11 protein-coding genes are annotated in these 13,831 nt (G+C 64.2%); 4 read left to right on the top strand and 7 right to left on the bottom strand.

Translation table 11 applies throughout. From position 1 onward, the window contains the following. Nucleotides 1–123: 123 nt before the first annotated feature. The 6 genes from MESAU_RS09590 to MESAU_RS09615 all read right to left on the bottom strand — a co-directional run bounded on the left by MESAU_RS09590 (nucleotide 124) and on the right by MESAU_RS09615 (nucleotide 7,573). Nucleotides 124–1,569, bottom strand: a complete 1,446-nt coding sequence (locus tag MESAU_RS09590) for a homospermidine synthase (protein WP_015315848.1) — start codon at nucleotides 1,567–1,569, stop codon at nucleotides 124–126. A gap of 152 nt (nucleotides 1,570–1,721) precedes the next feature. Then, a complete protein-coding gene (locus MESAU_RS09595; protein WP_015315849.1) occupies nucleotides 1,722–2,651 on the bottom strand; it encodes a heme-dependent oxidative N-demethylase family protein in 930 nt (309 codons plus the stop codon). A gap of 18 nt (nucleotides 2,652–2,669) precedes the next feature. Next, complete coding sequence (locus MESAU_RS09600) at nucleotides 2,670–3,332, bottom strand: aminotransferase class IV family protein (protein WP_015315850.1); 663 nt, start codon at nucleotides 3,330–3,332, stop codon at nucleotides 2,670–2,672. Beyond that, a complete protein-coding gene (locus MESAU_RS09605) occupies nucleotides 3,281–4,435 on the bottom strand; it encodes an aminodeoxychorismate synthase component I (protein ID WP_425339444.1) in 1,155 nt (384 codons plus the stop codon). Before MESAU_RS09605 ends, MESAU_RS09600 begins: the two co-directional genes overlap by 52 nt. A 162-nt stretch (nucleotides 4,436–4,597) precedes the next feature. After that, nucleotides 4,598–5,377 carry an NADH dehydrogenase gene (locus MESAU_RS09610; RefSeq protein WP_015315852.1) on the bottom strand — a complete coding sequence of 260 codons (780 nt, stop codon included), beginning with the start codon at nucleotides 5,375–5,377 and terminating at the stop codon, nucleotides 4,598–4,600. Nucleotides 5,378–5,734: 357 nt separating this feature from the next. Then, a complete protein-coding gene (locus MESAU_RS09615; RefSeq protein ID WP_015315853.1) occupies nucleotides 5,735–7,573 on the bottom strand; it encodes a M3 family oligoendopeptidase in 1,839 nt (612 codons plus the stop codon). Nucleotides 7,574–7,764: 191 nt separating this feature from the next. Here MESAU_RS09615 and MESAU_RS09620 point away from each other — a divergent pair, with 191 nt between their 5' ends. The 3 genes from MESAU_RS09620 (at nucleotide 7,765) to MESAU_RS09630 (ending at nucleotide 11,892) form a co-directional block, all read left to right on the top strand. Beyond that, on the top strand, nucleotides 7,765–9,306 hold the full coding sequence (locus MESAU_RS09620) for a sigma-54-dependent transcriptional regulator (RefSeq protein WP_015315854.1): 1,542 nt from the start codon (nucleotides 7,765–7,767) through the stop codon (nucleotides 9,304–9,306). Nucleotides 9,307–9,674: 368 nt separating this feature from the next. Further along, entirely contained in the window at nucleotides 9,675–11,519 is a 1,845-nt protein-coding gene (locus MESAU_RS09625) for a peptidoglycan L,D-endopeptidase MepK (protein ID WP_015315855.1), read from the top strand. 178 nt (nucleotides 11,520–11,697) lie between these two features. Continuing rightward, nucleotides 11,698–11,892 (top strand): hypothetical protein, encoded by a 195-nt coding sequence (locus tag MESAU_RS09630; protein WP_015315857.1) that lies wholly within the window; start codon nucleotides 11,698–11,700, stop codon nucleotides 11,890–11,892. 77 nt (nucleotides 11,893–11,969) lie between these two features. Here the strand turns inward: MESAU_RS09630 and MESAU_RS09635 are convergent, their stop codons facing one another. Beyond that, the gene (locus MESAU_RS09635) at nucleotides 11,970–12,608 is read right to left on the bottom strand and encodes a 2-dehydro-3-deoxy-phosphogluconate aldolase (RefSeq protein WP_015315858.1); all 639 of its coding nucleotides are present in this window, start codon (nucleotides 12,606–12,608) and stop codon (nucleotides 11,970–11,972) included. A 201-nt stretch (nucleotides 12,609–12,809) separates the two neighbouring features. On the opposite strand from MESAU_RS09635, the gene trhO reads away from it, so the two are divergent. Next, nucleotides 12,810–13,742, top strand: a complete 933-nt coding sequence (gene trhO, locus MESAU_RS09640; protein WP_015315859.1) for an oxygen-dependent tRNA uridine(34) hydroxylase TrhO — start codon at nucleotides 12,810–12,812, stop codon at nucleotides 13,740–13,742. Nucleotides 13,743–13,831: the final 89 nt, after the last annotated feature.

The raw sequence follows: 13,831 nt of genomic DNA on the forward strand, positions 1-13,831 counted from the left end.
ATTGACGCGAACGTCCAAAGTGCCGGGGTATTCAACGGACGCACATCGCCACCCCAGGCCGCCTCCCTTCAATCGCCCGATTTCCGGGCGATTGCAAGGCAAGGGCGCATGGTCCGGGTGCTGCTATCGGACGAGGATGTTGCGGAATTGCCACGGGTCGCTGCGGTCGAGGTCCTCCGGGAAGAGACCCGGGCGTCTGTCGAGCGGCGTCCAGTCGGTATAATAGCCCTTGACCGGTCCGAGATAGGGCGACTGCACGTCCAGGCAGCGTTTGTAATCCATCTCGTCGGCCTCGACGATGCCGGCGGCGGGATTCTCCAGTGCCCAGACCATGCCGGCCAGGACAGCCGAGGTGACCTGCATGCCGGTGGCGTTCTGGTAGGGGGCCAGCTTGCGCGCTTCGGCGAGTGACAGCTGCGAACCGTACCAGTAGGCATTCTTGTCATGGCCGTAGAGCAGGACGCCGAGCTCGTCGACACCGTCGACCAGTTCGTTCTCGTCGAGCACGTGGTGCACCGGCTGCGGCTTGCCGGCGGCACCGAACATCTCGTCCAGCGATAGCATCGCATCGTTGCAGGGATGGTAGGCGTAGTGGCAGGTCGGGCGGTATTGAACCTTGCCCTTCTTGGAGCGCACTGTGAAGAAATCGGCGATCGAGATCGCCTCGTTGTGGGTTACCAGCAGGCCATATTGCGGTCCCGGCGTCGGGCACCAGGAGCGCACGCGGGTGTTGGCGCCGGGCTGCTCCAGGTAGATCGCGGCCTTGGAGCCATGCTTGTGCTTCTTGCCGTTCTTGGGCATCCAGGTCTCATGCGTGCCCCAGCCGAGCTCGGCTGGCTGCAACCCCTCGGAGATGAAGCCCTCGACCGACCAGGTGTTCCAGAACACATCCATCGGCTTGGGCTTCTTGGTCCGCTGGGTGTCGCGCTCGGCGATGTGGATGCCCTTGACGCCGGCCTTCTTCATCAGCTTGGCCCAGCCCTCGCGGTCGTCCTGCGATGGCTCGGAGAATTCCATGCCAAGATCGGTGGCGAGGTTGACCAGCGCCTGCTTGACGAACCACGACACCATGCCGGGATTGGCACCGCAGGTGGATATCGCAGTGGCGCCGCCCGGCTTGTCGTGCTTTTCCTTGATCAGCGCCTCGCGCAACGCATAGTTGGTGCGGCTGGCGTTGTCGGCCTTGGCGTCGAAATAGAAGCCAAGCCAAGGCTCGACGACGGTGTCGATATAGAGCACGCCGAGCTTGCGGCAGAGCCGCATCAGGTCCACCGAGCCGGTATCGACCGACAGGTTGACGCAGAAGCCCTGGCCACCGCCATTGGTCAGAAGCGGCGCCAAAAGCTTCTTGTAGTTCTTCTCGGTCACCGCTTCCTGGACGAAGGCGATGCCGCGCTCGTCGAGCAGCTTGCGATCGGTATCGCGCGGGTCGAGGACTGTCATGCGCGACTTGTCGAACTTGAAATGGCGCTCGATGAGCGGCAGCGTTCCGCGTCCGATCGAGCCGAAGCCGATCATCACCACGGGGCCGGTGATCTCACCGTAAACGGGCCAGTTTTCATTCGCCATTTTATCGGGCACTCCTTCAACTGCGTTCAAAAGCCGGGCAACTGCGTTCAAAAGCTGGGCAACTGCGTGCAAAAGCCCGGCATTTTCGCGCAACGGCCATGCGCTACATCACAGATCATTGTCATAAACCAGCGAAAAGCGCCAACCAGCGACTACGCGTCCTTGGCCATTTGGTTAAGGACAGCGATCAGCCGATCGCGATCCGATGTCAGGCCCTTGTAGTCGAGCTGGGCGACATCGAGCGCTTCGAGCTGCGCGGCAAAGGACGCTGCCAGCGTCGCCCGGTCCGGGTGCCGCGCCAGCACGGCGAGCGGGTCGAGATGGATGCGGATGGTGAACAGGATGTCGCGTGAGGCGGGCAGTTTGCGCAGCGTCTGGCGCTCGACCCGGATGAAGGCGTGCGTCTTCACGTCACCGTCGGGGAAACGCGTCGGCCGGCTGGTGGCGCGGTCGATGCGCTCGATATTGGACAGTGGATGGTAGAGTGCATCGCCTGATTGGATCGACCAATTGTAACGTTCGACAGCCTGGCCCTGCAGGCCATCGAACATCCGGTTGATCAGATCCGCCGGCCTTGTGCCTGGGCCGAAGCCCGGCACCGGGTCGTGGATCTGCTGCAGCGGCTTGCCGAATTTTTCGACAAGCGACCAGGACGAGGGAAAGCACAGCGAACCCGCCGCGAGCCGCCAGCCATCTTCGCCCCGCCGCATGAGGATCAGGTCCTCCTGGACCAGCAGCGAGGCCACGACGAGGGGGGCGCCGGCGAGGCTGGAGGGGATCGTGGGACGGCTCGTCGCACCCACGACCGCAACGCCCGCATCGCTGCGCCGGTGGGTGTCGGGAAATCTTTCCGGCAGGTAAGCGCCGAGCAATTCGAGCACTTCCTGCTGGGCGTCAAGCGTACCGTCCTGCTCGACGAAGACGCGTTCAGGGATTTCGGCATAGAGCCGGCGCTTTTTAGCGAGGTAGGGCAGCAAATGGCCGTCTACCTCGATCCAGTCCGCAGGGTCGAGCGGCTTCAGCCCGATGGTGAAGAGTTTCGACGAGCCGTCATACGGCGTGTGGGCGGGTAGGGACGTCATGCCTCAGATCAGTTGACTTCAGATTAGTTTGGCCGGGATCAGCCCGCGCAGCGAATTGCCGACGAACAGCGCCTTGGCGGATTTCAGGTCATTCAAGCTGTAGATCGCTTCACCGGCGCGGCCTTCATCCAGAAGCGCGCCGCGCAGTACGCCAGGCAGCAGGCCGCAATCGAGCCGGGGCGTTGCCAGCACGCCGTCGCCGAAATCGGCGAAGACATTGGTGATCGTGCCTTCGCAGATCTCGCCGCGCTCATTGGCCAGCAGCACCTCATCGGCCTGGGTGACGAGGTATTCGGAGCGGGCCTGGGTATAGAGCTGCCGCCGGCTGGTCTTGTGGCGCAGCAGCATGTTGCTCGAATCGAGCCTCGTCCGCGCCAGCCGCAGTGCCCACACCTTGTCGGCGGCAAGCGGTTCATAGGGCTGCGCCGAGGCGTTGGCCTGGCCATTGCGCGACAGGGCGAGCCGCGTGCGCATGGCGACGGGCGATCGATCGACCGCGTCGCTCAGGGCCTCGCCAACCCTTTGCGGATCATAGCTGAAGCCCAGTTCCGCCGCCGAGCCATAAAGGCGCGCAAGATGGCGATCGAGGCGCAGGAAGCCCGAGGCGGGCTCCCAGCGCATGGTCTCGATCAGCTCGAAACCGGCGGTGTCCCCGTCGCGAAACGGGCTTTGAGCAAACACTCCTGATACTCCTCTTCCGCGACCGAATCGAAGACGATGCCGCCGCCGACATTGTAGACGGCCTCGCCGCTGGCAAAGAGCGAGATGGTGCGGATCGCCACGGAAAAGCGCATCGTGCCGCCGGGCGCGATCCAGCCAATGGCGCCGCAATAGACATCGCGCGGCGTGGCCTCCAGATCGTGCAGGATCTCCATGGCGCGAATCTTCGGCGCGCCGGTGATCGAGCCGCAGGGAAACAGCGCCGCGAATACCTGTCGTATCGAGAGGCCGGGCAGCAGCTTGGCCCTGACGTCGCTCACCATCTGGTGCACGGTCGGGTAGGTCTCGATGCGGAACAGTTCCGGCACCTCCAGCGTGCCGACCTCGCTGATCAGCGATATGTCGTTGCGCAGGAGGTCGACGATCATCCGGTTCTCGGCCTGGTTCTTCTCGTCATTGCGCAGGAAATTCTTCTGCCGCTCGTCCTCGTCCCCGGTTGCGCCGCGCGGTGCGGTACCCTTCATCGGATGCGTCTCGATCATCCCCGCCGCATCGATCTCGAAGAACAGTTCGGGCGAGCGCGACAGGACGATCGGGTCGCCCAGCGCGATCAGGGCGCCATATTTCACGGGCTGGCGTTCGGTCAGTGCGTCGAAGGCGGCGAGCGGATCGCCGGACCATTGCGCGTGCACCGGAAAGGTCAGGTTGCCCTGGTAGCAATCGCCTCGCCTGATGTGCCGATGCAACCGCGAGAACCGCTTCTCGTAGTCCTCGAACGACCACGTTGCCCTTGCGTCGAAGATCGGGCCGTTGGTCGGCGTGCCTGGCGGCGGCACCGCTTCTTCATCAGGAGCATCGAAGACCCCGAGGCAGACCAGCGGGGCCCGGCGCCGACCCGGCAGCAAGGGAACGAGTTTCGGTTCGAGCAGGTAACCGGCCTCGTAGGAGAAATAGCCGGCCAGCCATTTGCCGGCATCGTGCGCGGCCTGCGCCGCTTGCAACGCCGCCGGGAAGTCTTTGGCCTCATGCGCAACGATGACATCGGCCGGCCGCTTGAAAACGAGCTGGCGCGCGCTTTCGTCGTTGCGGAAAATTGCTGCGGGCAGGGACATGGGAACCGGGATCGATGGAGCTGACGATCGCTCTATATAGGGGGCCGGGCGCGCGCAATCGAGGGAACGGCACCCTGTCCCTCAAAGCCGACCTTTGCCGGATCGAACCTTGCCGACAAAAGAAAGCGGCGGCGCCCTTGGCGCCGCCGGTCGCATGGCCTCTGTATCCGTCGTTCAGGTATTGCTGGCGGTTCCGGCCGTCGGAAACTGCTTGGCGAATTCGGCCTCGTTGCCAGCGGCGAGCAGCTTGGCCTGCTCGATCCAGCGTTCGCGCGCGATGCGGCCGTCGAAGTTCATCACCTCCTCGATCCGCTTGATGTCGGCTGGTGTCCAGCCGGCGATCTGGGCGTATGTGGTGACGCCTTGCGCCTTGAGCAGCTTTTCGTTGACTGGGCCGATGCCGATCAACCGGCGCAGATTGTCGGGCTTGCCCGACGCCGGCTTGGCCGCTGCCGGTGCGGTCTTCTTTGCAGCGGGTGCTGCCTTGGGCACGGTCGAAGTCTTCGCCGGAGCCTTGGTCGTCGGAGCCTTGCTCTGCGAAGCCATGGCTGCCGGTGCCGAAGCAGTTGCGAGTTTGGCGGCCGCGGGCTTCGGTGCTGCCTTTGCCGGGGCCGCCTTCGCGGCGGCTGGCTTGGCTGCCGCCGCACCGGATTTTGCAACGGCTGGCGTCGACATCAGGGCTGCCGGTGGCTGACTTGACGCCTTTGCTCCGCCGGTGCCCGACGAGGCCTGGGCCTCGCGCAGCTGACGCTCGAGGTCGGAGCGGCTCTTGCCGCATGCACTGAGTTCGCCGGTCAGGCGGTCGCTGTCGGCGCGCAGCTTGTCGCGCTCGCTGCGGGTGCGATCGAGGTCGCCGCGAAGACTGTCGAGCTCACCGCGCAGGCGCCCCCAGATGAACCAGCCGACCAACACGCCTACCAACAACGCCAGGACCACGTAGAAAAAAGTGCCCATTGTCTCTCTCCAGTCAGATCCGTCTGCCGTGGGTCATGGCCTTCGGCGCAGGACTACTCGATGATGGTTCCGCGGTTCGCGGAACAGCCGGCTTCGGTCAAGCTGTCGGCGATCGGCTTTGCCTGCCCATGGCCAACGGCCGTTGTCGCGTTCGCCTGATCGCCACCGCCGGCTGAGATTTCCCTCGCCGATCCGCATGCGCTCCGGCTGAGCTTAAACGGAAAGCTACCATAGAGCTTGCGGAAAGCTATGGGAAAACGTCGATGTAGAGTTCTTCAAGAACAAATATTTAGGGCAAGAAAAGCGCGGCCCGAACATGCATTCCGGCTAAACTGTTCTTGCCGGGCGAGAGGCGTCTCAATCGTCGAGCGTTTCCAGTTCGTCAATCAGACCGCCGATGACGCCGAGCCCGATCTGCCAGAAGGCCGGATCGGTGGCGTCGAGGCCGAAGGGCGCCAGAAGCTGCGAATGATGCTTGGTGCCGCCGGCACGCAGCATCTCGAAATATTTGTCCTGAAAGCCGCGTTCGGCATTCTGGTAGACGGCATAGAGCGAGTTCACCAGGCAGTCGCCGAACGCATAGGCATAGACGTAGAAGGGCGAGTGGATGAAGTGCGGAATGTAGGTCCAGAACACCTCGTAGCCCTCGCGCAACTTGATCGCCGGCCCCAGGCTTTCGGCCTGCACCTCCAGCCAGAACTCGCCCAGCCTGTCGGATGTCAATTCGCCGTTGCGGCGCTCGGCATGCACCTTGCGCTCGAATTCATAGAAGGCGATCTGGCGCACCACGGTGTTGATCATGTCCTCGACCTTCTGGGCGAGCATGGCCTTGCGCTCGCGCCGGTCGGTGGTCCGCTCGAGCAGCGAGCGGAAGGTCAGCATCTCGCCAAAGACGGATGCCGTCTCCGCCAGCGTCAGCGGCGTCGAGGCCATCAGCGCGCCCTGGCCGGCGGCCAGCACCTGATGCACGCCATGCCCGAGTTCATGCGCCAGCGTCATCACGTCGCGCGGCTTGCCCATGTAGTTGAGCAGCACATAGGGGTGAGCCGAGGGTACGGTCGGATGTGCGAAGGCGCCCGGCGACTTGCCCGGACGCACCGGCGCGTCGATCCAGTTGCGGTCGAAGAAGGTGCGCGCGATCTCGGCCATCTCGGGCGAGAAGCGGTGATAGGCCGACAGAACCGTGTTCCTGGCCTCATCCCAGCCGATCACCGCCTGCGGCGTCTCCGGCAAGGGCGCGTTGCGGTCCCAGTGGTTCATCACCTCCATGCCGAGCCAGCGCGCCTTCATCGCATAATAGCGGTGCGACAGGCGCGGATAGGCCTCGCGCACGGCGGTGGCGAGCGCATCGACCACGCCGCGTTCGACGCGGTTGGCGAGGTGGCGTGAATCGGCAATGTCCTCGAAGCCGCGCCAGCGGTCCGAAATTTCCTTGTCCTTGGCAAGCGTGTTGGTGATCAGCGTGAAGGTGCGCAGGTTCTTGCGGAAGGTTGTGGCCAACCCCTCCGAGGCGCGGCGGCGGACCTCGCCGTCGGCATCCTGCAAGCGATTGAGGGCCGGCTCCAGCGTCAGTTCCTCGCCGTCGATATCGAAGCGAAGATCGGTCATCGTCTCGTCGAACAGGCGGTTCCAGGCGCCGCGCCCGGTTATCGATTTCTCGTGGAAAAGCTGCTCGACACGGTCCTCGAGCTGATAGGGCTTGTCCATTCTGAGATCGAGCACCCACGGGCGGTAATGCCCGAAGGCGGGATCGGCGGCCAGCGCGCCCTCGATCGCCGCATCGTCGATCAGGTTCAGCTCGAGCGCGAAGAACAACAGATGCGCGCTGGCGTCGGTCATCTTCTCCTGGATGTCGCCATAGAGCTTGGCGCGCTGCGGATCGGCGGTATTGCCGGCGTAGACGAGGCCGGCATAGGAGACGATACGGCCGATCAGTTCCTCGAGCGCCTCGTATGCGGCCAGTGCCTCGCCCAGCCTGCCGGTACTGCCGCGCCCGGCCTCGGCGGCGAGCGTGCCTTTCCAGCGGGCCTCGAATGCGACGGCGTCGGCGGCCGCCTTGGCAATGTCACGCTTCAGTTCCGGCGCCTCCATGCCGGCATAAAGGTCGGCGAGGTTCCATTCCGGCAGATCGCCAAGCCCGGCAGCGCCCTGACCGGACGCTGGCGCTGCAATCCGCCGATCAAACATCATGCGCATCGAGATACCTTCTTTGAATCAAATGGCCTGGGTTGAATCACGTGGCCGCAATCACGGAGCCGGACTCAACGGGAATGGAGAAGCCGGTCAAATCCTAAGGAATTCGTTCACCGGGTTTTTTGAAACCTTATTTAGAACCCTGTGCCAAGATGATCCATGGGGTTTTCGGGCGCGGGCGAAGCAAGATAGTCATGACAGGTTCCATACTCATAGTCGATGACGATCCCGTGCAGCGCCGGCTGCTCGAGGCCGCGGTGACGCGGTTCGGCCATACCGCGATCGTTGTGGATGGCGGTACCGCCGGCCTCGAAGTTCTCGACGGGCCTGGCGCCCGCGATGTCTCGGTCGTGATCCTCGACCTGGTCATGCCCGGTCTCGACGGCATCGGCGTGCTGAAGGCGATGCGCGAGCGCGACATCAGCGTGCCGGTCATCGTGCAGACCGCGCAGGGCGGCATCGAAACCGTGGTTTCGGCGATGCGCCACGGTGCTTTCGATTTCGTCGTCAAGCCGGCTTCGCCCGACAGGCTGCAGGCCTCGATCTCCAATGCGCTCAAGGTCGAGGCGGTAGAGGGCGAGGTCAAGCGCACGTCGCGCAAACGCGGCGGGCTGCTGACCTTCAGGGACATGATCACCCATAGTCCGGCCATGGACCGGGTGATACGTCTCGGCCAGAAAGCGGCGGCCTCTCACATCCCGATCCTGATCGAGGGCGAGTCGGGCGTCGGCAAGGAACTGGTGGCGCGTGCCATCCAGGGCAGCGGCGACCGCCGCTCGAAACCCTTCGTCACCGTCAATTGCGGCGCCATTCCCGACAATCTGGTGGAATCCATCCTGTTCGGCCATGAGAAAGGCTCGTTCACCGGCGCCACCGACAGGCACACCGGCAAATTCGTCGAGGCGCATTCCGGCACGCTGTTCCTCGACGAGATCGGCGACCTGCCGCTCGACGTCCAGGTCAAGCTGCTGCGCGCCGTCCAGGAAGGCGAGGTCGATCCGGTCGGCGGCCGCTCGACCGTCAAGGTCGACATCCGGCTGATTTCGGCGACGCACCGCAACCTCCTGCAACAGGTCAAGGACGGCAAATTCCGCGAGGATCTGTTCTACCGGCTGAACGTCTACCCGATCTTCGTGCCGCCTTTGCGCGACCGCCGCGACGACATTCCTCATCTGGTCACGCATTTCATGGAGAAGGTGGCGCCGGCCGACCCGCGCCACCGGCTGAAAGGCATTTCGGCGGCAGCACTTGCGGTGCTGCAGGCTTATGACTGGCCCGGCAACATCCGGCAGCTCGAAAACGCCGTCTTCCGCGCCTCGGTGCTGTGCGAAGGCGATGTGTTGACCGCCGATGACTTCCCGCAGATCCGCGCGCAGGTGGAAGGCACCCTCAACCTCGACGCGGACGACACGTTGGAAGCAAGCAGCGTTGCGCCGCCGCCGTCGCTGGAGCCGCGCGACGAGGACGTTGTGCCCGACGAGACCGCTCCGGCGGCTGTGCTGCCGGCCGGGGTCCAGGCCCGCTTCGGCACGCTGCGGGCGCTCGACGAGCGCGGCAATGTGCGTGCGCTGGCCGATGTCGAGCTCGAAATGATCAAGCTCGCCATCGATCACTACAATGGCCAGATGAGCGAGGTCGCCCGCCGGCTCGGCATCGGTCGCTCGACGCTTTACCGCAAGCTCAAGGAATATGGCATCGACCCGGAAACCGGCCGCGTCGACAGGCTTGCTTCCTGAGCCGCAAGGCAGGCACCAGTTTCCCTCGTCATTATATGGTTCGACAGAGCGCCGTCGCCGGATAATGGCGGCGCTCGACGGGGTATTGTTCACGCATTGAGGCCGGCGGTAACAGATCGTGTTCGGCCCAAGCCGGAATCCTGATCTAAACCAGCGGTTTACCAAGAAACCTTGCGGACAATTTTTGACGGGATATCGCCATGGTCTTACCGCATTTTGGCTTCAATAAGCGATGATTAACCATTAGGATCGATATTCGGATGTGAAAACGACACGTCCGTTTGGGCAAATCCGGGGACAAACGGCAGCCTGCAAGGCCTTTTGATTTGAACAGAATCGAACGACTCACAAACGGGCGGCACTATCATTTGAGCGTCTGGCCGAGATGGTTGGCGGCGGTGATTGTCGCATTTGGTTTTGTTGCCGCGGCCGCCACGGGCGCCCAGGCCGAAGTTCGTTCGCTGAAGCTCTACCATCTTCACACGCATGAGAAGGCGGAGATCGTCTACAAGCGCAATGGCCGCTACGTTCCCGAAGGCCTGAGGAAGATCAACATCATTTTGCGCGACTGGCGTCGCAACGAGCCGACCAAGATGGACCCGCGTCTGCTGGATCTGGTCTGGGAGGCGTATCGGGAAAGTGGCGCCACCGATTATATCCAGGTCGTCTGCGGCTACCGTTCGCCGTCCACCAATTCGATGCTGCGCAGCCGCAGCCGCGGTGTCGCCGAGAAGAGCCAGCATATGCTTGGCAAGGCGATGGATTTCTACATTCCCGGCGTACCGCTAAAGAAGCTGCGCAACATCGGCCTCAAGATGCAGGGCGGTGGCGTCGGCTATTACCCGACCTCCGGTTCGCCATTCGTCCACATGGATGTTGGCAATGTGCGCCACTGGCCCGGCATCAGCCGCCAGGAACTGGTCAGCCTGTTCCCCAATGGCAAGACGCTGCATGTGCCGAGCGATGGCCGGCCGCTGCCCGGCTATGAACAGGCGCTGGCCTCTTACAAGTCGCGCAAGGGTTCGGGCACACCGAATATCGAAGTGGCCAGCGCCGGCGGCAGCGGCAAGAAATCCGGCGGGTTCCTCGCTGCCTTCTTCGGCGGCGGTGGCGATGACGAGGCCGACGACAGCGCAGACGTCGAGACCGCTTCGGCCGCACCCGCGCCCAAGGCTAGAAATCTGAAGCCGGCCGCGACAGCCAAGAGCGGCAACCTGCCTGGCATCGCCATCGTGGCCCCCGAGAATGCCCAGCGCGCCGACATTCCGCAGATTGCCGACGAGCAGGCTCCGGAACCGGAGAAGGACACGCCGGAGACAATCATCGCGGCGCTGCCGGCCAAGGAAATCCCGCTGCCCGATTTCGCGCCTCGGCCGAAGGCCGATGTCGGCGCACAGACGCCTGAAAACGTTCCCTTCGCCACGGCGGATGCGACGACCACCACGGAACAGGCCGTGGCGACCGCGCAGGCGCCGGCGAACATGCCTTTCGGCAAGGCCGATCCGGCGGCGCTGGCCGCGGCCGCGGCCGCCGATCCGGCGCAGGTCGCCGTCAACAACATCCCCTTGCCGACATGGCGTCCCGAACGCACGTTGCCGGCGGATCTTGCGCCGCCGCCCAGCAAAGACGTGCTGATGGCGCTGGCCGAAACGGCTGACCTGGGCAAGACCGCGACGGATGCGTTCTCCGTGCTGCCGACGGTGCGTCCCGAGCCGGCCAAGCCGGATGCCGTCAAGGCCGTGCTCGACGAGGCCAATGCCAAGGCCGGCACGGCCGACGAATATCAGCTCGCCTCGCTGGCCGTGGAACCGCGTTCAGCCTTCAACGATCCGTCCGGCGTCGATGCGGCGTCGCCGCGCCAGGCTGTTGCTGGCCGGCCGGCCGGTTCGGATCCGGCCGCCGCGATCGGCGCCGGTGTGAAGACGACCCGCAAGGAGGCCAGGGCCACCGCCCGCGATCAGAAGCCTGGCCCCAGGGCCGTGGTGGTTGCCGCAGCGCCGCAGGCCGCCCGCTGGGCACTGACCAGCGGCGAGAACGTCGCCACCGTTTCGAGTGCGACGACCGCGCCGGGTTACGCCTACAACATCGTGCATACGCCGCCGAGCGAGGTCTATACGGCCGGCTTCCAGCAGGACAATCAGGTGGCCGACGCCAATCGCTTTACCGGCAACGCCGTCAAGTTCCTGTCTGTCGCCCGCTTCCAGACGAAGTAACGAACAGGCCGCAGTATGAGGCCGCGCCGGGCGACCCGCGCGGCTTCTTGCTGTCCCAGCGTGTGATGCATGCGGCCTCCGACCCCCTGAGGATCACGCGCGGCTGAACTTCTCGTGAAGCGGGAACGGCTCACTCATTTCCGGTTTAGTGTGGGTACGCTCCAACCCGAGGATATTCATGAAAAGGATTCTACTGGCATCAGTTATGGCGCTGGCGGCAGCATCGGCCGCGATCGCGCCATCACAGGCGGAGACCGTTGTCGTCAAGACCGACAATCATATGCACATGATGAAGAAGCACTGCCGCACCAGGGTGGTGACGCACTGGCGGCACCATCACAAGGTGACGGAGACGGTCAAGGTCTGCAACTGATCGCAGTCTGGATTAGCCAGTCAGAAAGGCCCGGTCGACGCTCGTCGGCCGGGTTTTTCATGCCGTGCGGAAAGACGCTATTTCCCGAGTTCGCTGGCAGCGCGTGCGAGCGCTTCGATCTGGTCCCACTTGCCGGCCTTGACCATGTCGTCGGGCGCCACCCATGAGCCGCCGACGCAGATGACATTGGACAGGCTGAGATAATCGGCCGCGTTCTTGCCGGTGATGCCGCCGGTCGGGCAGAACTTGACGTCCGCCAGCGGCGAGGCAAAAGCCTTGAGCGAAGCGATGCCGCCGGACTGTTCGGCCGGGAAGAATTTCAGGAAGCGCAGGCCGGCTTCGCGCGCGGCCATGATCTCGCCGGGCGTGATGGCGCCGGGCAGCAGCGGAACCTCGCTGTCGGAGGCGGCAGCCAGAAGCTCGCGGGTGATGCCGGGGCTGACGATGAAGCGCGAACCGGCCGCGGCCGCTTCGTCCAACTGGTTGGCATCCAGAATGGTGCCGGCGCCGACAATGGCTTCCTCGACTTCGCCCGCCACGCGACGGATCGCTTCGAGCGCATCCGCGGTCCTCAGCGTGATCTCGATCGCCGGCAAACCGCCACGCGCCAGGGCACGGGCCAGCGGCACCGCATCGGCAACGTTGGCGATCTTCAACACCGGAATGACCGGCTGGCCATTGAGGAGCGACAGGAGGTTCTCGGTCTTGCTGGACATTCGGTCTCTCCTTGTCGGGGGCGCATCGAAGGGAATTTCAACCGATTAGCAGACAGGTATTGCCCTGTCCACGGAACCCATCGCGGCGCGATGTCACGCGTTGCCGCTCAGCTTAAAGGTTCTTTCCCGACAGGGCCATGACAGACGGATCGAACCCGTTTCACTTGAATCGGCTTCTACTAGCGTCTAGTTGCTCTGGCAATGACAACACTGCCCGCGCCATCCCAGCCAGCCCGCGTCGCCGCGCTCTACCGTTTTGCCCGGCTCGATGCTTTCGAGGCGTTGCGCGCGCCGCTTGCGGCCTTCTGCTGCGGGCGCGGCATCAAGGGCACGCTGCTCCTGGCGCATGAGGGCATCAACGGCACCGTCGCCGGCAGCGACGAAGCGATCGCCGCGCTGATCGAACACATCGAAGCGATCGACGGCCTGTCGGGTCTCGAGGTCAAGTACAGCAGTGCCGCGGCCATGCCTTTCCACCGCATGAAGGTGCGGCTGAAGCGCGAGATCGTCACCATGGGCGTCGAGACCATCGACCCGGCGGCAAGTGCGGGCACCTATGTGGAGGCGGGCGACTGGAATGCGCTGATCTCGCAAGCCGACACGATCGTCATCGATACGCGCAACGCCTATGAGGTCTCGATCGGCAGCTTCAAGGGCGCCGTCGACCCGGCGACGGCGAGCTTTCGCGAATTCCCGGCCTGGGTGGAAGCGCATCGGGCGGATCTCGAAGGACGCAAGGTGGCGATGTTCTGCACCGGCGGCATTCGCTGCGAAAAGGCGACCGCCTATGTGAAGTCACTCGGCTTCGAGGACGTGTTCCACCTCAAGGGGGGCATCCTCAAATACCTTGAGGAGGTTCCAGCGGAGCAGAGCCTGTGGCAAGGCGAGTGCTTCGTCTTCGACGAGCGGGTTTCGGTGTCGCACGGCCTCACCGAAGGTGATGCGGAGCTTTGCCGTGCCTGCCGCCATCCGCTGACGGCAAGCGAGCTGGCTTCGCCTCGATATGCCGCCGGCGTTTCTTGCCCGCATTGTTTTGACGCCCGCTCGGACGAAGACCGGAAGCGCTACGCGGAGCGGCAGCGACAGGTCGAGCTCGCGCAAGCGCGGGGCAGGGGACCGCACATCGGGTCCTGATCGAGGGCGCTGGGGCCGGGCAAACCGAGGCACTGTCATTGCAATGTCAAACTTCGGGACCTACGTCTTCGGCGTTCGAAACCTGCCCG

Origin of the sequence: Mesorhizobium australicum WSM2073 (assembly GCF_000230995.2) — a bacterium.
Lineage (GTDB): Bacteria > Pseudomonadota > Alphaproteobacteria > Rhizobiales > Rhizobiaceae > Mesorhizobium > Mesorhizobium australicum.